The sequence below is a fragment of the Paenibacillus sp. Y660 genome (genome assembly GCF_057221575.1).
Genome location: NZ_JBXBBJ010000005.1, coordinates 72,334 through 93,898 on the forward strand (window position 1 = coordinate 72,334; position 21,565 = coordinate 93,898).

At 46.1% G+C, this 21,565-nt stretch carries 15 protein-coding genes and 1 tRNA gene; 11 read left to right on the top strand and 5 right to left on the bottom strand.

The annotated features are described in order from the left end of the window. Positions 1 to 127: 127 nt before the first annotated feature. Positions 128 to 775, top strand: a complete 648-nt coding sequence (locus AC2TDN_RS08440) for a restriction endonuclease (RefSeq protein WP_482066700.1) — start codon at positions 128 to 130, stop codon at positions 773 to 775. A gap of 168 nt (positions 776 to 943) precedes the next feature. Here AC2TDN_RS08440 and AC2TDN_RS08445 read toward each other — a convergent pair. Next, positions 944 to 1,027, bottom strand: a tRNA-Leu gene (locus AC2TDN_RS08445). Between the two features lie 82 nt (positions 1,028 to 1,109). Between AC2TDN_RS08445 and AC2TDN_RS08450 the strand changes: the two genes are divergently transcribed. The 3 genes from AC2TDN_RS08450 to AC2TDN_RS08460 all read left to right on the top strand — a co-directional run bounded on the left by AC2TDN_RS08450 (position 1,110) and on the right by AC2TDN_RS08460 (position 3,320). Further along, positions 1,110 to 1,712, top strand: a complete 603-nt coding sequence (locus AC2TDN_RS08450) for a xanthine phosphoribosyltransferase (protein WP_484687634.1) — start codon at positions 1,110 to 1,112, stop codon at positions 1,710 to 1,712. Positions 1,713 to 1,817: 105 nt separating this feature from the next. After that, positions 1,818 to 2,240 carry an Rrf2 family transcriptional regulator gene (locus tag AC2TDN_RS08455; protein ID WP_482066702.1) on the top strand — a complete coding sequence of 141 codons (423 nt, stop codon included), beginning with the start codon at positions 1,818 to 1,820 and terminating at the stop codon, positions 2,238 to 2,240. Between the two features lie 249 nt (positions 2,241 to 2,489). Further along, on the top strand, positions 2,490 to 3,320 hold the full coding sequence (locus AC2TDN_RS08460; protein WP_484687635.1) for a divergent polysaccharide deacetylase family protein: 831 nt from the start codon (positions 2,490 to 2,492) through the stop codon (positions 3,318 to 3,320). On the opposite strand, the gene AC2TDN_RS08465 is transcribed toward AC2TDN_RS08460, so the two are convergent. After that, positions 3,285 to 3,986, bottom strand: coding sequence for an N-acetylmuramoyl-L-alanine amidase family protein (locus AC2TDN_RS08465; RefSeq protein ID WP_484687636.1), 702 nt, complete (start codon positions 3,984 to 3,986; stop codon positions 3,285 to 3,287). The genes AC2TDN_RS08460 and AC2TDN_RS08465 overlap by 36 nt on opposite strands. A 141-nt stretch (positions 3,987 to 4,127) precedes the next feature. Between AC2TDN_RS08465 and AC2TDN_RS08470 the strand changes: the two genes are divergently transcribed. After that, complete coding sequence (locus AC2TDN_RS08470; protein ID WP_482066705.1) at positions 4,128 to 4,322, top strand: YqzE family protein; 195 nt, start codon at positions 4,128 to 4,130, stop codon at positions 4,320 to 4,322. Here the strand turns inward: AC2TDN_RS08470 and AC2TDN_RS08475 are convergent. The 3 genes from AC2TDN_RS08475 to AC2TDN_RS08485 form a co-directional block, all read right to left on the bottom strand. Then, a complete protein-coding gene (locus AC2TDN_RS08475) occupies positions 4,313 to 5,206 on the bottom strand; it encodes a hypothetical protein (protein ID WP_484687637.1) in 894 nt (297 codons plus the stop codon). The two genes, AC2TDN_RS08470 and AC2TDN_RS08475, sit on opposite strands and share 10 nt — an antisense overlap. A 125-nt stretch (positions 5,207 to 5,331) precedes the next feature. Beyond that, a complete protein-coding gene (locus tag AC2TDN_RS08480) occupies positions 5,332 to 6,291 on the bottom strand; it encodes a YqhG family protein (protein WP_482066707.1) in 960 nt (319 codons plus the stop codon). After that, positions 6,288 to 8,111, bottom strand: coding sequence for a DEAD/DEAH box helicase (locus AC2TDN_RS08485; RefSeq protein WP_484687638.1), 1,824 nt, complete (start codon positions 8,109 to 8,111; stop codon positions 6,288 to 6,290). The genes AC2TDN_RS08480 and AC2TDN_RS08485 overlap by 4 nt, the downstream gene beginning before the upstream one ends. Positions 8,112 to 8,388: 277 nt before the next feature. Between AC2TDN_RS08485 and AC2TDN_RS08490 the strand changes: the two genes are divergently transcribed. The 6 genes from AC2TDN_RS08490 (at position 8,389) to AC2TDN_RS08515 (ending at position 21,038) form a co-directional block, all read left to right on the top strand. Then, positions 8,389 to 12,138 (top strand): LAGLIDADG family homing endonuclease, encoded by a 3,750-nt coding sequence (locus tag AC2TDN_RS08490; RefSeq protein ID WP_484687639.1) that lies wholly within the window; start codon positions 8,389 to 8,391, stop codon positions 12,136 to 12,138. A 328-nt stretch (positions 12,139 to 12,466) separates the two neighbouring features. After that, positions 12,467 to 12,808 carry a hypothetical protein gene (locus AC2TDN_RS08495; RefSeq protein WP_484687640.1) on the top strand — a complete coding sequence of 114 codons (342 nt, stop codon included), beginning with the start codon at positions 12,467 to 12,469 and terminating at the stop codon, positions 12,806 to 12,808. A gap of 55 nt (positions 12,809 to 12,863) precedes the next feature. Continuing rightward, positions 12,864 to 14,366 (top strand): TIGR02677 family protein, encoded by a 1,503-nt coding sequence (locus AC2TDN_RS08500; RefSeq protein WP_484687641.1) that lies wholly within the window; start codon positions 12,864 to 12,866, stop codon positions 14,364 to 14,366. Next, positions 14,359 to 15,501 carry a TIGR02678 family protein gene (locus AC2TDN_RS08505; protein ID WP_484687642.1) on the top strand — a complete coding sequence of 381 codons (1,143 nt, stop codon included), beginning with the start codon at positions 14,359 to 14,361 and terminating at the stop codon, positions 15,499 to 15,501. Before AC2TDN_RS08500 ends, AC2TDN_RS08505 begins: the two co-directional genes overlap by 8 nt. Positions 15,502 to 15,526: 25 nt before the next feature. Then, positions 15,527 to 19,630 (top strand): TIGR02680 family protein, encoded by a 4,104-nt coding sequence (locus AC2TDN_RS08510; protein ID WP_484687643.1) that lies wholly within the window; start codon positions 15,527 to 15,529, stop codon positions 19,628 to 19,630. Continuing rightward, the gene (locus AC2TDN_RS08515; RefSeq protein ID WP_484687644.1) at positions 19,620 to 21,038 is read left to right on the top strand and encodes a TIGR02679 domain-containing protein; all 1,419 of its coding nucleotides are present in this window, start codon (positions 19,620 to 19,622) and stop codon (positions 21,036 to 21,038) included. The genes AC2TDN_RS08510 and AC2TDN_RS08515 overlap by 11 nt, the downstream gene beginning before the upstream one ends. Positions 21,039 to 21,565: the final 527 nt, after the last annotated feature.

A 21,565-nucleotide genomic window follows, 5' to 3' on the forward strand; every position in this document is an offset into this window, starting at 1 on the left:
TGAACTCTATCCTGTTTCGACAAACCATGGTAAGATTTAACTATTAATTCATTGAGTAGTAGATCGAATGGTCTAAGTTTCATTACTCTATTCATTGATATATAAAGTTGAGATGGAGGTTTCTTTTGTGATTGGTTACATCGTATTAGCTTTAATCATCGGCTTTTGTGTGGCAGCTATTATTGGGTTTAAAGTAAGAAATAAACCGGATAATAAGAGTTTTAGTCAGCCTTTTGAAGAAAATTATAACTTAAAGGAAATTGATATTACAGATATTGACAAGATGGAAGACGGCTCTGAGTTTGAGATGTATCTGTATAGGCTTCTGATTGAGCTGGGATACTCAGGCGTTTATAAGACAACGAATAGTAGAGATTTTGGAGCAGATGTGGTTTTTACTGATCGTGAGGGTATAAGAAATGTAGTACAGGCCAAGCGATACTCTGATTCTGTTGGCATTAGCGCTGTGCAGGAAGTATTCTCATGTATGCGTTATTACAAAGCTAAGAAGGCAATTGTGATTGCGACAGCCACTTTCACAGAACCATGTGAAACCCTGGCAGGAGTAAATCATGTAAAGCTGCTTGATAGAGCTGATTTGATAAAAATTATGGATGCATTCAAGGAAGATGATATAGCAGCGGCTAAAGGAATAATTGAAGCAGAGCCAAGAATGATATTGGAGTCTTGGAGTGAAGCTAATAGTAATGTCCTGCATGAAATCAGGAAGGACTACAAGGCTGAGAAGTACGTAAAGTCAGTGATGGGAAAGTAATGGATGTGCTAACGACTAACTTCGCTGTTGGTCGTTTTTATATGTTTTTTAAGCAACAAAAAAACCACTGATTATTATAATAATCAGTGGTTTGTATTTACAAAATGGAGTCAATCATTGACCATTAGATTAAACTTCGTCTAAAATAGTCTGTAAACCTAATTAGGATGCGGTCGAGAGGACTCGAACCTCCACGGCTGTTACACCACTAGAACCTGAATCTAGCGCGTCTGCCAATTCCGCCACGACCGCGTATTTTGTTTCAACAGAAAATATCTTAACATTAATTACGTGTAAATGTCAACAAAATTTTATATAAATGGAGGAATATGCTGTGAAGCAATTAGAGCAAAAAATTTTAGAGGAAGGAATTGTCCTAAACGGGAATGTACTGAAAGTGGACTCCTTTCTCAATCATCAGGTTGATCCGCAGCTTATGCTCAGCATTGGCCAAACCTTCGCTGCTTTATTTGAAGAAGAAGGCATTACAAAGGTACTTACGCTTGAATCCTCAGGCATTGCGCCGGCTGTCATGGCTGCATTAACGATGAATGTTCCGCTGCTCTTTGCACGCAAGCGCAAGTCGTTAACGCTCAAGGACGATCTTTATACCGAGAAGATTTATTCCTTCACGAAACAGGAGGAGAGCGAGGTTACCGTATCGCGCAAATTTATGTCTGCGGAAGATCGCGTCCTTATTATTGATGATTTTCTAGCCAACGGCGATGCAGCGCTTGGCTTGGCGCGCATCGTTGAGCAGGCGGGTGGTACGGTGGCGGGTATCGGCATCGTCATAGAGAAGGGGTTCCAGCCAGGACGCAAGAAGCTTATCAAGCTAGGCTATCGCGTACATTCCTTGGCGAGGGTGGCTTCGTTGGCAGATGGGAAGGTAACCTTTGCTGCTGAGCCTGTTGCGCAAACCGCGTCAAAAGTTTGACAATTGATGCACCGTGTAACTATAATGCTTACATGGCAACCGGCTGGACAGTCAATTTTGTCGCGAGAAGCTATCATCATTATTTTTTGACAGGCGGTGAATGCGTTGACTAGCAATCGATTTGCGGTAGCGGTTCATATTTTGACGTTATTGGAAACAAATAAGGCGGCACGACTGACTTCAGATTATATTGCTGGCAGCGTAAATACGAACCCTGTCGTCATTCGCAGAATTATTGGATTGTTAAATAAAGCTGGCCTCGTCGCTACAAGCGCTGGCGTGGCGGGAGCCGTCATAACTAGACCGGCAAGCGAAATTACGCTCTTGGATATATACAATGCTGTCCATAACAATGGTCAAGACGAGCTGTTTGCTATTCATGAGAAGCCGAATCCGGCATGTCCGGTTGGCCGAAATATTCAATCATCGCTTGAAGCGGCTTTTAATGAAGCGCAGCAGGCGATGGAAAATAAACTTGCCAACATTACGCTTGAAGCAGTCACGCTGGATGTCGTGAGCAAGTTTTAATCGAATCGACTGCAGGAAGAAGAGGCCTAGCTCTAGAGTGGGCCTCTTTCTTTTGCTCTTTTTTCGTTTATTGCGACATAAACCAAAAGCAAAATTTCCTAAGACTTCTATATTTTAAGCATATTTTCCAGCCTCTTCACAAACAATGATAGTAAAAGATGAGGGGTGTATGCAGCAATGAGCAAACAGGATGGATGGTCTGATAATATGAACGTGGAAAAGAGAAGCAGAAACAGGCGTTTACTCATAATGTCGGCTATTGCTGTGATGTGTATGTGCAGTTTAGTTATCGCTGAAAGCAATGCTGGATATGATCGAATATACGCTCAGTCTGCGTTAAAGCATAGGGCAGCTGCTTCTGAGGAGAAGGAGGTTCGGACTGTCGCGATCGTAATTGATGATTTTGGCAACGGGATGAACGGCACGTCGGAAATGTTGAAGCTTCCGGTGAAAATAACGGCAGCGATTATGCCCTTTATGCCGACAACTAAGCGGGATGCGGAGGCAGCGCATAGGCTTGGACACGATGTGATCGTCCATATGCCGATGGAGCCGAATAAGGGACTGAAAAAGTGGCTTGGTCCAGGTGCGCTTACGACGGATTTGAGCGATGCAGACGTTCGCAAGCGTGTGGAGGATGCGATTAACGATGTGCCGCATGCAATCGGCATGAATAACCATATGGGTTCTAAGGTGACGGCTGACGAGAGAATAATGCGAATCGTGCTAGGCGTATGCAAGGAGCGGGGTTTGTTTTTTCTCGATAGCCGAACGACCTACAAAACGGTTGTACCCAAAATAGCGGCGGAGCTCGGTGTCCCGATTGTTTCCAATGATGTTTTTCTCGATGATGTCTACACGGTTCAGCATATATCAAAGCAAATTAACGAGCTGCGCAAGCATCTGGAATTGCACGCGAGCTGCATCACCATCGGACATGTTGGACCTGCGGGACTCAAGACAGCAGCCGTTCTACAGCAGTACATTCCAGCGATGCAGCAAAGTGTGCAATTTGTGAAGCTGACCGAGCTGATTAGAGGCGGTTCAATGAACGATCCATTTGTATTGCCCAATTCCTGAGGCGATAGCGGCTGCAACCTCTTGCTGACGCTGTGGATTGGTAAGCATGGTTCGGTCTTTAACACTGCTGATAAAGCCCATTTCGACAATAACGGCAGGCTGCTGAACGCGATTGAGCAAATAAAACGGCTTTCCCTCCCGCGGGAGGAAGGCTGTATTTTGCTGTCGATTAAGCGCATCCTGAATGCAGAAAGCGAGCAAGGAGCTTTCTCCGCTGCTCTGATGCAGAACGAGAGGGCCATGCTGCGAGCTTTTTTTCGACCAATTCACATGGAGGCTAACGAGCAGCTCGCTCTCAATCTCCTGCGTAAGCTGATGGCGCTGCGACAAGTCCTTGCGATGCCTGGAGCGTGTAATATGCCAGCGATTGTCATCACTTAACGCGTAATCGCCAGTTCGATTTAGAACAGCGGGAATATTTTGGCTGCGTAAAATAAAATAAAGCTTGCGGGCGACCGCTAAATTGATGTCCTTCTCGAGAATATCAGCAGAGGATGCTCCGCCGTCGATGCCGCCATGCCCAACGTCAATGATCACGACCGTAGACGGCAATGCCCAATCCGGATCGGTACCGACCGGCAGAAGAGGCCAAGCTTGAGCGCTTGATGAGCTGGTAAGAGCTGCAAGCCACAGCATGATAATGCCGAGCGCTATTTTACGAAGCATAATAAATTTTCCTCCAGATCACTTTGACTTACCGTATAGCGTGGCTTTTTGGAGGTAAACTCATGCATGTTTACATTCGATTGCTGCAGGGCAAACTTTATAACATCATCTTATTCGGATAGGGAGAGAGGAGCTGGGCAAATGGCGAAGGGCGATGAGTACGTAAAATATGTGACTGAGCGGTTTGTGAACTATATGGAAACACCGAGGGAAGAAAGAAAGCAACAAAGAACGTCAGCCAAAGCGCGTAGAGAACCATGGCTGACGAGGTGGTTCGGATATGGGCCTATGAGCATTATGCTATGGTGGCGAGGCAGATCTGAGCGTCATCGGTAAAAATGGCCAAGCTCGATCAGCAGCGTTAAGGGGATATAACGGCGATCTGAGCCATTCTCATCTGCTTCAAGCGCCACGTAAATAGATCCTGTATTCCATTTGTTATAGCCGACTACCGACCACACATATAGCATTTGGCCATCGAACAGCTCAGCGGTATAGCGGAGTTGTTCTTTGTTGTTGAGATTGGTGAACAAAGAGGAATAAGAGCTGGTGCTTAATGGAAGAGGCTTCTTGGTCAGCCATGGCAGCTTCGCAAACGTGTTGAATGAGGAAATCGTTACTTGCTTCAAGAGGGTCGCGTGATCAGCTACTGCCATTTGCTTCGCATTCGTCAATTTCATTGTTGACGCTGCTTGCCAATCGCTTGGCTGCACGGGCAGCACCTCGCCGCTAGCGGCATCTGTGTAATAGGTTTCCTTATCCGCTGTTATTTTCCAGGCAGCCAGAAGCGGATGAATATAAAGGGCTTCGGTGTTGGAGGCGGGCTGCAACAGCTCCAGCTGCTTTATCGATCTAGAAAGTGTACGCTCATCGAATAAAGGGTTATGGCTTGTCCCATATTCGCCGAGTTGGAATCCGCCAGCCTCAACGGCATGAACAATGAGGTATCCAACCGTTTCGCTGTTTTGCTTCACAAGGACAAGCCAGCTGTGTGTACCCGGTCCAATCGGTGAAATATCGAGTGAAGATTTTTTCCATGCTTCAAAAGATGGCGCTTCGGCAAGCTCGTCCACCCAGCGCTGCGCTTGCTGCTCAAGCGGCTCATAAGCCGTCGCACGATTTGCTATGGCTGCCGCAGGCTGCGGCTGCAAACCGCCGGCATATAATACAATAGCGGTTAACACACAAGCCGCTGTTAGCTTAATCAACTTTTTTTGCATCCTTTTATCACCTCTATGCTATTGTAAGGGACATGCTTTAAGAAGGCTGTTGCAACCTGTCGCGAGATGGCGGCCTTGCGACCGCCTTTTTTTGACGTATCCATGGGGAAATCGTCTAATTACCGTCAATCGATGCCCTCGAGATGAAAGATGCCGCAGTTAATGGCGGACGCAGTCACACGGGGCTCGTATTGCCACTTAATTTCGGATTGCCGTTGTTCGAATTGCTCGCGAATCGCCGGCTTATTTTCTTCAAGCGAATTCTTTATAAGCGGCTCGTAATAACCGCTGATCCGCTCGAGCTCCTCCTCGAGCCTGGCTGAGGCACTCTCAGCCCAGCTGTAATCATAGCTGCGAAGCTTTCGCTCGAGCGCCTGCTCGACGATGCCAAGCGCCTTGTTGAAGGAGATGCCGTTTTTGGTGATATGGATATTGGCTGGCAGGCGCGGTGTAAGCTTGTGAGTGAGCAGTCGATCATAAAATAACTCCACGCACTGGCCGGTCGCAAGTGAAACCCCGTAGCTGTGAATCTCCTCGCGCTTGCGGTCGCATGCGAACTCCACTCGCATGTTGACGCCCAGCCAGGCGGTATACGGCGTAGAGCTGAAAGGATTGCTGCTGCGCTTATCCGGCTCCTGAAAGAGATACACGAAGCTGCCCTTCGCTTTGGCTGCATCAAACAGCATATCCAGCTTGCGCGCGCCAAAGTACAAATCTTCGCGCGGGACGCGGGCAGGCGCGGCCAAGCTGCCATGCACGAAGCCAAGTGAGCGTCCAAGCGCGGCATTTGCCGCCGCATCTTGAGACGTGATAGCTGGATCTTGCGGAATGGCTGCAGCTTCATTTTTTTTCATTTCCTCAGCAGCGTCATATTTGTTCTTATCCGTCACAAAGAGGAAAGTCATCGTCTCAGGCTCCGCGCCGACTCGGTCCACGAAGCTCCAATAATAGGGCCGATTCGTAAGCTCGCGGTCAGCGAGAGGAGAGAGCTTGACCGTAAAATGGATGGGCGATTTCTCTAAAATAGAGCACTCTGTCGCTTCTAGGTAACGATTTACGAATTTGTGCACTTGCTTCTCGTTCAAGGCTGCACCTCCACGGTTTGTCCAAGCGAATCCAAATTGACGAGCAGATCGGGACTTGCTGGCTGCGGATTTTCGCCTGTCATCACCTCGTCGCGAATCCGGCTAAGCGAGGAGCCTAAATGATTGATTTTGTTTTTTAATTCCTTTTCATTGCCAGCTTCAAGCAGCATTCGTGCAAGGCGCTGCTCAAGCGAGCCGTCCCCCTTCTCAAAGCGCTCCAAGATATGATCCAGCTCTCCAATGACAAGCTCGAACAGATTGATTTTTTCATGCAAAAGATTGACGATATGCTCCTCGATCGTGCCGATGGTGCATAGATTGTAAATTTTGACGTCTTCCTTCTGGCCAAGGCGATGGACGCGCCCAATGCGCTGTTCCACACGCATCGGATTCCACGGCAGATCGAAATTGATCATATGGTGGCAAAATTGCAGATTTATGCCTTCGCCGCCAGCCTCAGTAGCGATCAAAATTTGAGCGCGTCCGCGGAACAAATCCATCATCCAGTCCTTCTTGCCGCGGTTCATGCCGCCTCGATAGGGAACGGCAACCATATTTTGCGCGCGGAAAAACTGAAGTAAATATTCCTGAGTTGCCCGGTACTCGGTGAAAATGATGACCTTGTCATTCATTTCCTTGACAAGCTCCATCGCTTTTTCCGCTTTCGTATTCGCTTTGATATTGCGTATTTTCTCTACGAGCTCCCAAATTTTTGGACGCATTGGAGAATCCTCTGATGTCTTCTTAAACAGGTTGACCAGCGTCAAAAATACGGCATCGCGGCTGCTGCATACTTCGCGCTGGAGCGTGACGAGGGAGAGCATGCTCGATAAATCGCCGCCGCTCTCTTCATAGCGCTCTTTCACGAAGCCTGTAACCGCATCGTAGAGCGCCTTTTCTTCCTCTGACAGCGTAAGCGGTATATTTTTGACAAAACGTTTTGTAAAATGGATGCCGCCGTCTCCGCGCCGATTGCGAATCATAACGCCTGACAACGCTTCCTGCAGCTGATCCTCGTTTTTCGGAAGCCGCTTGTCGACAACAAAGTTCGCGGCGAAATCACTTTGCCCGCCTAGCTGTCCAGGCTTAAGCAGCGTAATGAGATTGAACAGCTCATCCATATCGTTTTGAATCGGCGTAGCCGTAAGGAGCAAGCAATATTTTTTACGCAACAGATTGGCGAACTGGTAGTTTGTCGTCTTCTTGTTTTTCAGCTTATGCGCCTCGTCGATAATAATTAAGTCGTAATCTGTCCCTAGGACAAGCTCGCGATGAGGATCACGCTTAGCGGTATCGATAGAAGCAACGACAACATCATACCCCCATGTATGCTCCTTCTTCTGGGCAACGGCGGATATGCCGAATTTCTGATTGAGCTCGCGCACCCATTGAAGCACAAGGGAGGCAGGAACGAGAATTAAGATGCGCTTCGCTAGTCCTCGCACAATATATTCTTTGAGAACGAGACCTGCTTCTATCGTTTTGCCAAGGCCAACCTCATCGGCAAGAATGGCACGGCCGCCCATTTCATGGACAACCTTGCGAGCGGTGCTGATTTGATGCGGCATTGGCTCGAAGGATGGCAGCGAACGCAAACATAGCAATTCCTCGAAGCTTTCAATTCGCTTCGCTTGTTCAGCCTCAATAGCGAGCTGATATAACGTCCAATCATCCCATGGTCCGTTTTTGGAGAGACGATTTTGCAGCTCCTCAAACCAGGTGCGGTCACACTGCAAATCGACTAAAGGATGAAGCTTGCGCGTAACGATTGAAGTGCCGGCTTCGGCTGAGGCAGCCTGCGGCGTTGTCGGGATAGTCATCTTAAGCAGCTCCTTCGGCATTAAAAAGGATAAGTTGTAATCAGTATTGCCTTTTCATCCAATAATAATAAGAAGGCGATTAAAAAAGAGAATGGACAAGCATAAGTGTGAGAGAGGCCATGTAAGCGGGGCAGGCTGCTATATTTAGCCATTAACGAGCATGTGGATCAATATGTAGTGTTGTATAATGGCTTTAACACACAATATATTGTGCTAAATGCATATAATATCGTAAATATGCTTGCAGCGCGGAAGCTCGAAGGAGGAAGTAGCAGCGATGGAGATGTCTAATGGCAAGCGACTTGAGGGATTAAGCGAGAAAATATTTTTGGATCGGTACGCTTGGAAAAATGCAGATACGAGCAAAACGTTGGTCGGGGATATTGTACTCGTCCTGACGAAGGATGATCCGAAATTTCCGGCGAAGGAAGTCGGGGAAGTAATCGCTCGTGAAGGAAACAGCGTTACGGTTAAGCTTAGAAGCGGGGAGCTTATTGCGTCTAGCATTGAGAAGCTGACGCTTACGGTTGAGAAGACTCCAGAGGAAATGTGGGATCGCCTCGCGGGAGCGATGGCCTCCGTTGAGGCTGATCGTGAGAAGCAGATGGAATGGAAGCAGAAATTCAAATATATTTTGGAAGATTGGAAGCTGGTGCCCGGTGGACGGATCGCCGCAGGGGCAGGTGCGAGCGAGGAGCTGACGTTGTTCAATTGTTACGTTATCCCCTCGCCCAAGGATAGCAGAGGCGGCATCATAACGACGCTCAGCGAGATGACCGAGATTATGGCGCGCGGCGGCGGAGTGGGAATGAATCTGTCTTCATTGCGACCTCGCCGAGCGATAGTCGCGGGGGTAAACGGATCATCCAGCGGTGCCGTCTCATGGGGAGGACTGTTCAGCTACACGACTGGATTAATTGAGCAGGGAGGAAGCCGTCGCGGCGCCTTAATGCTTATGTTAAATGATTGGCATCCGGATGTGCTGGAGTTTATTACGGTTAAGCAAACGATGGGCCAAGTGACGAATGCGAATTTGTCGGTTTGCGTTAGCAATGCGTTCATGCAAGCTGTTAAAGAAGATTCGGACTGGGAGCTTATGTTCCCGGATACAAAGGAAGCAGGCTACGATGAGCTGTGGACGGGAGATATTGAAGAGTGGCGGCGGCTAGGCAAAAGAATCATCCCATACAAAACCGTGCGAGCTCGCGAGATTTGGCATGCGATCATCGAATCGGCATGGAAATCCGCAGAGCCCGGCGTCGTTTTTATGGAGTACTACAACCAAATGTCGAACAGCTGGTATTTTAATCCGATTATTAGTACTAATCCGTGTTTTCATCCGGATACCCGTATAGCTACGGAGTTCGGCTTGATACGAATTGAGGATTTGTTGAAACAGGTTGGCAATCAATCAATTTTAGTTGCTACGGACAATCGATTGGTAGAGCAAGCCCGCGTAGTCGGCGGCAGAAGCTATGAAACAGTTGGCACTTATATGCGATCAGCAACTGTTTTTCCAACAGGTTACAGACAAACGATGAAAATTACGCTAGGCAACGGGATGGAACTTAAAGTTACACCCGAGCATCGGGTATTTACAGTAGATGGCTGGAAGGAAGCACAGCAGTTAACCCAGAATGATACCGTGTATATTCAATCTGGAAAAGGTGAATTTGCTCAGCATGACGAGCTCGGAGAACAATGGGGCATGTTTTTGGGCTGGTTGACAGGGGATGGGTGGCTCTCCAAACGCGGCGATATCGGAATGGTATTTGGCAATGAGGATGAAGATGTCATTCCTCTTATGATCGAAGCCGGAAAGAACTTCAGCGGTGCCGAGGCCAAGTTGTTTAGAAGAGAAAACGGTACGAGTCAACTGTTTTGGTGGCGTAAAGCTTTTCGAGAGCAGCTCGTAAAATTAGGTGTAAAAGCTGTACCAGCAGGCGAAAAAGAGGTTCCTGAAACGATTTTCACTGCCTCAAAGAAGACAGTGGTTGCTTACCTGCAAGCTTTATTTAGTGCGGATGGAACGGTTTATGACAAAGATGACATGCATCGTACCGTTCGTCTAACGTCGTCTTCAAAAAAATTGCTGCAGGATGTCCAGCTCCTATTATTGAATTTCGGCATACATGGTCATATTTATAGCCGCAGTAAGACACAACAAAGACTATTTTCGTACACAAAGAAAAACGGGGAGCAGCGAACATATGAAGGCAAACCGTTTTATGAGCTGATTTTGAGCGGTAATAATATCGTTGCATTTAAAGAGGAAATCGGATTTAAATGGATTGCAAGGAAGCAAGCTGCTCTTGAAAGCATTGCTCGTGAATCACGTAAAAATGAGAAGTTTGTAGCGAAGGTGGTTTCCGTTACAGCTGCGGAATTGGTCCAAGTATATGATATTACGGAACCTGTTACGAACTCTTTAATTGCAAATGGGATGGTTGTCCATAATTGCGGAGAACAAGGATTGCCTGGCTGGGGCGTTTGCAACTTATCGGCTGTGAACTTATCTAAGTTCTATGATGAGGAAAAGCATGATGTCGCGTGGGATGAACTAGCCAAAGTGACGCGCTGGTCAGTAAGGTTTCTCGATAATGTAATCGATAAGACGCCGTATCATTTTGAGGAAAATGAGCGCAACCAGAAGCTTGAGCGCCGCATCGGTCTCGGCACAATGGGTCTTGCAGAGCTGATGATTAAGCTTGGCGTTCGATATGGCAGCTCGGAATCTTTAGTTTTTTTAGATAAGTTGTATGCGTTTATGGCTCGTGAATCCTATTTGGCATCAACCGAAATTGCTGCAGAGAAGGGCTCCTTTCAAGCGTTCGATGCAGAAAAATATGTGCAAAGCGGATTTATGAAGCATATGATCGCCGAGTTTCCGGAGATTGGGGAAGCAGTTGCTAAGAGGGGCATGCGTAATGTGACTGTCATTACTCAGGCGCCTACAGGAAGTACGGGGACAATGGTCGGAACCTCCACGGGGATAGAGCCTTATTTTGCATTTGAATACTTCCGTCAGAGCCGACTGGGATTTGACAAGCAAGATGTTCCCATTGCTGCAGATTGGAAGGAAAAGCATCCGGGTGAGGCGCTGCCCGATTACTTTGTGACGTCAATGAGCTTATCGGCGGAGGATCATATTCGCGTACAGGCTGCGATTCAGCGCTGGGTAGACAGCTCGATCTCGAAAACGGCCAATTGTCCAGCGGACTTCACGGTTGAAGAGACAGGCCGGCTTTATGAGCTTGCGTTCGAGCTCGGCTGCAAGGGCGTAACGATTTATCGGGATGGAAGCCGTGATGTACAGGTGCTTTCTACCAAGAAGGAAGATTTCAGTGAGACAAAAACGGAAATAGACGAAGAGCAGTCAATTTCCGCTGCTTCGCCAGATGAGGGCAGTGACGAATATTTTGATGCAGATTTGGTCGAGGCTGCTGTGCCAGCTATTCCAACGGAGCTGGTCGTCGATAAGCAATACAAACGCCGGCCGCAGGTGCTTAGAGGTGCAACCTATAAGGTAAACACGCCATTTGGCATGGCATATATTACGATTAACGACTTGAACGGAACGCCAGCCGAAATATTTTTGAACGTAGGTAAGGCGGGCTCGGATGTTTTTGCGATGGCTGAAGCATTGGGACGTGTCTGTTCGCTATTTCTGCGTTATGGCGATCATGGAAATAAGGTGAAGCTGCTTATTAAGCACCTGAAGGGGATCGGCGGCTCAGGAGCGATTGGATTTGGGGTGAATCGAGTGGAGTCGATCGCCGACGCTGTAGCCAAATCGCTCGAGCTGCATCTGGCGAGCGGAGAGGAGCAGGCTGTGTCGGTTGAAGCACAGGTTGAATCAAATATCCTTTCTTATGAAGAAGCAGCTATGGTTGATTTACCGGAAAACGCTCATCATCATGATGAAATCACCTCGCGAGATTTATGCCCATCCTGCGGCTCCGCTTCATTAATTAGTATTGAAGGCTGCAAGCAGTGCAGCATTTGCGGGTTTAGCAAATGTAATTGATTGGTGGATTGAGGGGCGTGTATCACCTGTCGTGTGATTTTGCATAAAAGGTGAGAAATTTTGCGCAGTAAGTGAGAATATTTCGTCAGAAATATTGAGAAAAATGGATTCATAAAACACGTTGTATATTTATGTATTGATGTTTGTAGATGTATAACATCCAAAGTGTAAAACCAGCCTGTAGCGGCAGCATTTAAGCAGCTACAGGCTGGTTTCATGACCATAGAAAAATACTATTTATACGATGAAACAAGGAGGCAAAACTAAGTCGGGATAGTCAATAGTATGGTATATTATAGTAACCAAAGTTTAAATAAAGGTAACACGAATGAAAGAAGAACAATTTTTGAAAACCATGATAGAAACAATAAAGTATGACAAAAAGTATAAAGATAAAAACGAATTACTTAGCATTTTAAGGTATTCTATGCTTACCTACGAAAGAACTGGTACTTATGGTCGTAAACATGACCATTTTCGAGAATATGTCTGTTTAAGAGTACCAATCCCAATGTTGGAAAATGCGAGATTTCTAGAAGATGAGTTCGAAAGAGTTGCATCTGAAGTATATATGAAGCCGACGGATGCAATGATCGACTACGAATATGCGGGAATCCAAATAAAGCCAAAACCTGTGGATCTTGAAGAAGAGTCTAGACAAGTATGTTGAGCCTAAAATTCCGGAGTAGATATATTCATACCTGTCCTAGAAAGGAGGTTGCCGAATGAGCTTTCTATTAAATTCCGTAAAAGAGGCGACGTATCTTTCTGTTACTAAAGCAGAAAGATACCGTCCCATCTGCTACGTTTTCTATCAGAAATACCGTCAGGAATACAACTCTTATATGTTCCTGGATGATGTGTATCGAGAGTTAATAACGTCAGAGCAGTTTGGCCCTCACTTTAAGGATTATTCCGAGAAAGAATTGGAAGAAGACCTCAAGGCGCTCGTGAAATGGAATAACCTGATCGTCCATCAAGACGAATCCCATGCACAGCGCATTGAGGATTTTTATAAACGTAAGAATTATTATGAGGTCACGCAATATACGATTTCACTCGAACGTACGCTGGAGGAGATGCAGCATAATCTGCAGGCGATTCGCGGTGGATCGTTCGAGCGCGTATTAACGGACCATATTTTAGAGGACCTGACCAAACTTCGCAAGTGGAGGCCTTCGAACAACGGGACGTTGGGCGATATCCGCAACATCTGGCGCGACCTCATGTCCCGGTTTGAAGCCCTTCGCAATGGCACCGCTGATTTTTTGTCGCATGTGAACAGCGAACCATATGAACGCCTAGTCCGCACGGAGTCTTTTATGCCATACAAAGAAAAATTTGTACGTTTGTTAAGCGACTTCGTGGTCGGCATTATGGAGAAGAAAGATTTGATCGAGGAGCGCCTCGGGTTTATAGATGAAAGTGAGATCGAGCACATTATTTCCGTGATTGTTTCTTACGAGGCGGAGCAGCAATTTGATGAAACGTTTGAGGCGGAGCTTGCCTCTGAGCGAAGAAGGGCAGAATGGCTCGGTTTTAGAGGGTGGTTTGTGGAAATCAACGGCCGAAAAGCTAGTTCACGTTTTCTCATCGAACAAACTCGCGGTACCATCCAAAAAATTGTGCGAATTGCAGATCAAATCAGCGATAAATTCAACTACTTTAAAAGCCGCAAAAATGACTATTTGGAATTGGCCCGCATTTTTGCGAACACTTCGGACTTACGGGACTGCCATGTTATTGCTGGCGCGATGTTTGGCGTTTCCACCACAAAGCACTTTTTAGTCCCTCGTAAATCTGAGGATGACACGACAAAGCATGTGTGGGAATGCGATCCTTTCGAACTGCCCCTTAACAAAAAGACGCCTGGGAACCGCAGCGGACGCACCAAAGTGCCTGTATATGAAGACCCCTTAGCGCAGATGCTTCTGGTTCAGGAGCATCTGGAGAAAACGCGGATGATGCAGGAGCAATTCAACAGCCTAATCAAGGAAGGTAAAATTACGCTGGATGAAATCGGTGTCGTGTATCCCGAAGTGCGGGACCTTCTACTTGAATTGTTGGGACAAGCTATGATTACAAAAAGCTTAAAAAGCCGAACGGAAGATGGGCGCCGATTTTATCTTAAGTTACGTTCCAGCAAGCGTATTCGCCTGCGTTCCACCGATGGTACGTTGACAATGAATGATTACGAATTCGTGTTTATGGAGGACCAGCATGGATAAAGATCGGTTGGTGCTTCAGGAATGCATTGAAGCCCTGTTTCATTACCACTGGATTCATCGGAACACGCAGGCAGACCTATATTTTCAGATTCTCGCTCGAAAAGCGGATATTGCCGACATCGTGCGCGAATACTTCGGATATCGTTTACTTCTGCGTAATGAGTTTATCAAACTAGAGAAAATTCCCGTCTCGTCAAAGGCGTTTATGGGCGTTGGCGACTTTACAACATCACTTCATTATATGTTTTTCTGCTGTTTCCTTGCTTTCTTGGAGGATAACGGGGAAGACCAGCAATTTACGCTGCGAAATGCTTGTGATGCCATCCGTATGTATTATCCAGAAGAAGCCGTTCCTTTCGCTTGGGAAGAGCGTTCGCACCGCAGGGCCTTTGCAGACGTTCTGCAACATTGTGTGAAACTAAGGCTCATCTATGTCGTGGACCGTGAAATAGACGGGTTCCGAGAAGATGAACGGCATGATGTTTTGTTTCAGACTACGCCTTATTTCCGTCATTTCGCACTGCTTTACTTCTTTGATCTCAGCAAAATTCAAAATCGTAGGCAGTTGGAAGAACACATTGGCAAAGAAATCGTCCATGCCACAACTCCGAGACAGCGGCTTCTACGCAGATTATTTTTAGAATCGGCCGTATATGATGATGAATTGACTACAGAGGAAGCCAAGCTTTTGGAAGATAGGGAAGAGCTAGAGAAACTGAACGCGATGATATCAGGACTGTTTGAATATTGGTACCTTGAACGATACCATCGTACGACGATGCTCACCCATGCAGAAAATCGTTACGGGGACTATTATCCAAAAGATGATCAGATCTCAAATGCAGCCGTGCAGTATGCAACCCTCATTTGGGATAAGGTAAACGGTCAAGTAGTAGCTCTCGATCATAATGGTCATGTCCTGTGTTCGAAATATGAGGCAATCGTATGGTTTCAAGAGATCAAAGATCTACACGGCCACGGGTGGACCAAATCATTTACAGAACGACCTCTTACCGTCATTTGGGGAGAGGTTATGGAGTATATGTCTGACTTTCACATGGCGGATGCGCTTTCGGACGGGCAGGTTGTATTCTATTCCGCTGCGGGCCGCGTTACAGGGGAATACGTATCTTAATCTATGTAAACGGAGGGAATAGGCGATGAGTTCGTTCCATTTGAATCGCTTTGGTCTCATTAATTTCTGGTATCACGGTGACACAGTTTTTGAGTTTAGCAATGGACGCCTTTTTGTCCGCGGTGCTAACGGTTCTGGTAAATCAGTATCCACTACTATGGCAGTGCCGTTTTTGCTCGATGGCGATAAGCGCCCGTCGCGTCTTGATCCATTCGGCTCGCAGGACCGACGGATGATTGATCTATTGCTCGGCAATAAATATGTATCCAAGCGAGAAGAAGGTACGGGATATCTCTACATGGAGTATCGCAAAGGAAAAAACTTTATGACCGTTGGCATCGGCTTGAATGGAAAACGGCGGGAGAGCGACAACACTATGCGCACGTGGTATTTCATTCTCCGCAACAAGCGCATTGGGCACGACATTCAGTTATTTGATGAAAAAATTATAAGCGGGGAACCCAAAAAGTTTCCTCTTACTATGGGGGATTTGGCAGACCGCATTGGAAAGGACGGAGAAGTCACCGACAGTCAGCAGCGTTATGTGGAACTCGTGAATCAAGAAATCTATGGGTTTAGAACTACGCAGGAATTTAAGGAATTGATTGGCGTGCTGCTCCAGCTCCGTAGCCCGAAGCTTTCCAATGCCGTGAAAGCGAGCGAAGTGTCCAACGTCCTCTCTGATGCCCTTCCAGAATTGTCGCAACATGAATTGGCCCCGCTTTCTTCGTCGCTGGAGAGCATGGATAGCCTGCAAGAAAAGAAGAATCGTCTTGGAAACGAACTGGGCTTCCTTACGAAGTTGGTAGAAGCGTACGACGCCTACAATCAACTCTCTCTATATGAGAAGGCGAAACATCTGTTGTTCAGCGAGAAACGATTTAATGAATCCATGAAGCGCATCAAGGATTGTAAAGCTGCCGAAGTCGAAGTCTCCGCGGCCAAAACAGAACTGGAGCGGAAGCAGGCAGAACAAATTAACATAAAGGAAACCATGCAGAAGAAAATAGCATCGCTGCAAGGGCACCCTATTTTCACACTTGAGCAAGAATTGGGTCAGGTAAGACAAGCCCTACGAGATTCAGGGGAGAAACTGCAGGGAAAGACTGAGGCCATAGAGAAGAATGAAAACCAGCAACGGCAAGTGGAGAAACGGATTAAGCAGATTGAGGGAAATAAATACAAAGCAGTCCAGAGCCGTGAGGATGCGCTTTCGGAACTAGATTCGCTGGCGGACGAGACCTACTTCTCACCCCACGGTACCTTACGTAACCACTTTAAATCTTGCCTCGAAAGTTTTTCAGACGCAGCTTTTAAAAATTGGCAAGAAACTCTCCAGGAGTACCGAAGCAAGGTACAAAAGATTGCCGATCAGCTCCTTTCGCTGAAATCTCGCCTCGAACATGAGGATCAAATGCAGCGAAATGTGGCGACCGAAGAAGAGCGTGCCAATCAGATAGAAGTTGAGATTGGCATCTTAGTGAAAGAGATTTCCGTATGCTCAGCATCTGTTGAACATACCGTTGCCGAATGGGCGGAAAGCGCTCAACAATTTCAAATTCAGCCCGCAGAACTTCTCGAAGTGAAGGAAATCTTGCAAGGGATTGGAGATCTTCTGGATGACGTCTCTCCAGCAGCGATTACTGACTGGCTGAGTTTCTTATACGACAAACGCTTTCGTGCACTTCAGGAGCAGCATGCAAATCTTGCGGCTTCCATCCGTCTTCTCCTAGAGCACATCGAGGAGGCCGAAAGAAAGACTGAAGCCTTATGCGCACAAAAGGAGATGGAGCCCGCTCTTACCGCTTCGGAATCGGCAGAAATGGAACGCTTGCGCACACAAAACGTACGTGTTGCTTATTTTTATGAGACGGTTGAATTTCTGGAACACATACAGCCAACTGTAAAAGACGCAATTGAAGACGCTATTACCCGGGCGGGACTTCTTACGGCTCTTGTGGTGCACGAGAGTGATTGCTCCATGGTTGCTGCCTCGATGGCCGTGGTGCAAGTAGGGTCGTACAAAAGAGAAAACTTACTGACTTATGTACGTCCGACGCCAATCAATGGTCTCACAGAGGAGGATATTAACGCTGTATTGCAAACCATTTCTATTGTTCCCCATGAGGAAGGGTATGTGTTGGAAAACGGGGAATTCCGCAGTGGTATGGTTGGGGGGCTGGCACCTCGGTATGAAGATAAATACATTGGTAAATCGGCGCGGGAACAAATCCGTCTGCGCAAGCTGAAAGAGCTGAAAAGTAGGCTTGATGAACTCGCGCACCAGAAAGACAATCTGGAATCTGAACAATTTTTTATAGAAAAGCAACAGCATCTCCTTGTCATGGAATGGGAAGGGTTCCCGTCCCTTCAAGGGCTTAAAGAGTCGCTTGGACGTCATGAAACTAAACGTCATGAACACGCCATTCAACTTTCTGTGGTAGAACGGCTCCAAGATGCTTTGCGTGTCTACCGTAACGAAACACAAGTTTTGCGTAATGCCCTCTATTATGAGACGCAGCAGTTGGAATTGCCGCTTAAGCTCGCCAGCTATCAACAGGCTCTTAGCGACCTTACACTTTACAAAGATACACTCTTTGCTCTCCACATGGCACACAACGTATGGCTTACCGCGAATCAGTCGCTGTCAGATCTTGTGTCGGAGAAAGAACGTTTAACAGGCGATTATGACTACCTTGCAGATGAGAAAACGGACCTCGAGCGGGATATCGCGAAGAACAAATCTTATGAAGCGATGTTTCTCGAGCGTATACAGGACCTTGGCGATACGGACGTAAAACAGGAGATCGAGGCAGCGAGAAATGCGGCGCAGTTGGCAGATGGGCTGTTAGACTTTTATCGCAAACAAATAAACGAAGCAGAGATTAAAATTCGCGGTCTCATTGAAAATCAAACGAAGGAGCAACCAGTGATGGAAGAGCGGCTGCGATTGCTCAATGGGTGGATGAAATTGTATCAAGAGGAGCTATCTCTCGGTTTTGTATGTCCTCCACAGAGCGCTTCTGAGACCGTAATGGCACTGGAAGAATCGTGCAAGGCACTCTCGTTCGATGTAGTGCTTTCAGCGTTAAAAGAAGCAGAAGGCTACGCCCAGCACGAACTTGTGGATTACAATCTTAAGCCGTCGCGGCGTACGATTTCGCTTGAGATTCAGACCGAAGACATGGAAAATCCGTCCTGGCAGATCCTCGTTCAGAACTGCTCGCGGCAATTCCTGGTCTTTTCACCCCAGCATGTGGAGAACACGCCACTTGAAGTACACCGTGATGTGAATGCTCAACTAAAGCACATTTCAGAGCATATTCGGGAAGAGGAGCAGAAGTTGTTTGAAAAGGTGCTCATTGATGTTGTCGGTACTACGATCCATGAGAAAGTGCGGGCCGCGAAGCGCTGGGAACAAGACGCGAACGTGATGCTGCGGCGTGTAACAGGCACTATTCAGATGCGGCTTGAATGGATCCCTCTCACGAGCAAAGAAGAGGCCCAGATTTCGACGACGGAGCTATTGTCGTACCTATCCAAGGAGTCCATTTATTTGACGCCATCTCAAAAGGAAAAAGTGCGCCTGCACTTCTTGTCCAAAATCAATGAAGCTCGAAAAAAGTGCAAGGACGACGCGAGTTTCTCCATGTTTGAAGAGATGAAAAAGGCGCTGGATTACCGCAAATGGTTTCGCTTTGACATGTTCATCACGCGCAAGGGAATCCCAGAGGAGCGCTTCACGAACAAAGTGTTCGGGGAGCTCAGCGGCGGGGAAAAGGCGATGAGTATCTACTCGCCGCTCTTTGCGGCGATAGCTGCCAAATATTCCTATGCCGCGCCTGATGCACCGCGTGTCATTTCTTTGGATGAGGCGTTTGCGGGCATGGATAACGAAAACATTGCGCAGATGTTTCAACTTGTGCATGACTTTGAGTTCGATTATATTATGAACTCCCAGGTGCTGTGGGGGTGCTACGAAACGGTAGATGAACTCTCCATTGCCCAAATTCTCCGACCTGTGGATTCCCCAGTACTCGCTGTTGCACGTTACTATTGGGACGGCAAAGATAAACATTTTCTATCGCTAGAGCAACGTATCGAGGAGAGTTCCAGCAATGCAGGATAACAGGCAGCTTGTCGAGATTTTTCGGCGGAGCGGCAGTTTTGGCCGCCTTTTCGACTTGTATCGAAAGAAGTTTGAAAGCTACGGGGCATTCGGCACGGTGCCAATACGGCCCACCGAAGAAGAGGAAAAAGCTTTGCGTGGCTTTCTTGGCATTCGCTACAAGGGTCCACGTTTCCCAGCCACCGATTTTGAAAAAGCGGCCGTAGAAGCAGGATACTCAGTTTCACTGCTTGAATTGTTGGAGTTATATTACGGCCATCAACTTTTTACCAAACGCCAACAAAAAGAGTCAAAACTATCGGCTTGGACTAATCTATTTATTCAAGTTAAACTGGATTTTATTACTCAATTTAATATCTCTAATGCTGATCTAGAAATATTTATTCAAAAGACATTTAACTGGCTTCAAAGATTAAAGGAAGGAGATGCCAAAGGCTATAGGGTTTTGAGAACTGTTTTTGACAGAGACATAAATGTCTATTCAGAATTGCTAACATGTCTGAGCGCTTTATGGCATTTGCTCATGAGAAAAGACGAAATGTTTAAAAAATGTGGGATCTCAACTGGAAAAATTAGATTACCTATGTTCGCTGCTTATGTTACTGAGGATTCACATGCCTTTGATAAAACAAATGCAATAGGAAGATTATTATGTTGCGCTCTCAATGATATAAAAAACCAAAGTCTAAAACAAATCGGAAATGTTGATAGCCATATGACAGTCATACCAGAGTATTTGTTCGAACGTCAAATTTATAGGAATTTCGATGTTCTGGATGATGATCTTAGTTCGATTTCACATGTTTTTGTACCACATCTCGTCAAAGGCACTTCTCCTCGTACGTTAAATTTACGTGAAATTGAAGAGATGAAGCAATTGCCAAAGTACTCGTCAATATATATTATCGAAAATCCGTCTGTAATTTCTTACTTAGTTGATGAAACCATTCATTTTCTTAATCTAAATGAATTCTCATTAGAACAACTTCCACCGGATTTTCCAGTTCTTCTTTGTACGATCGGACAGGCAAGAACCGCTTCTAAGGTGTTTATAGAAAAATGTCTTGAAGCAAACCCAAGCTGCATCATTTACTATTCAGGGGATTTAGATGTTCCAGGCATTCAGATGTTAAACTATATGAAGGAGCAATTCTCAGCAGAATTTTACGCTTGGCGTATGGATGCTTCTATATATCGCAATCATGTTGCGACCAAAAGCAAACCTTTATCTGATACAGACTTAAAAATCCTTCAAGAATTAGAGGGTGGTTTAGCAAAAGAGATGATACAAATTAAAGCAAAAGTTTATCAGGAGTTATTTGGTAAGGAACTGAGGAGTGATTGGATTAAGGAAGTGTCTTCTGAGATTTCTAAAAATCAAGTTGATAATGAACCAAATGAACGATGAAAATATTCATGGCTAGGCAGGGACTTTAATTCTGCCTAACAGGCAAGTGTTTAGTTACTAAAGGATTTTTCATAAATATTGCAAAAAAGGTCTGTTGGCAAATATGCAACAATCTTGCATATTATTCATTCCTTTTTGGAAATAATTTCTCGTGATATTACTGAATATTAATGCAGGCGGACTTTTCTAAAAGCCTGATAAATAAAGAGTTCTCACAGACCTCCGCTGCGCTGTGTAAACTTTTTAATCATTAAAAGATTTTCAATAATCTTTGCAATCACTTTATCTAAATTCTCTCGATGGGGTAATTTTCGAATAGAACCGTAGTTGCCCTCCTCAGGCAATATCATAGAAACGGCCTTGCTCTGCGAAGCAATGGGACAGCCCGGTTAGTTTCCAGGCTGTCTTTTATTATTTCTATTGACATAAACTAATGAATTAGTGTACTATTTCACTAATACAGTAATGCGCTTTTCAAATTCATACTTAGGGGAGTTTTACGATGCTGTTTCCATTCTTAAAAAAGA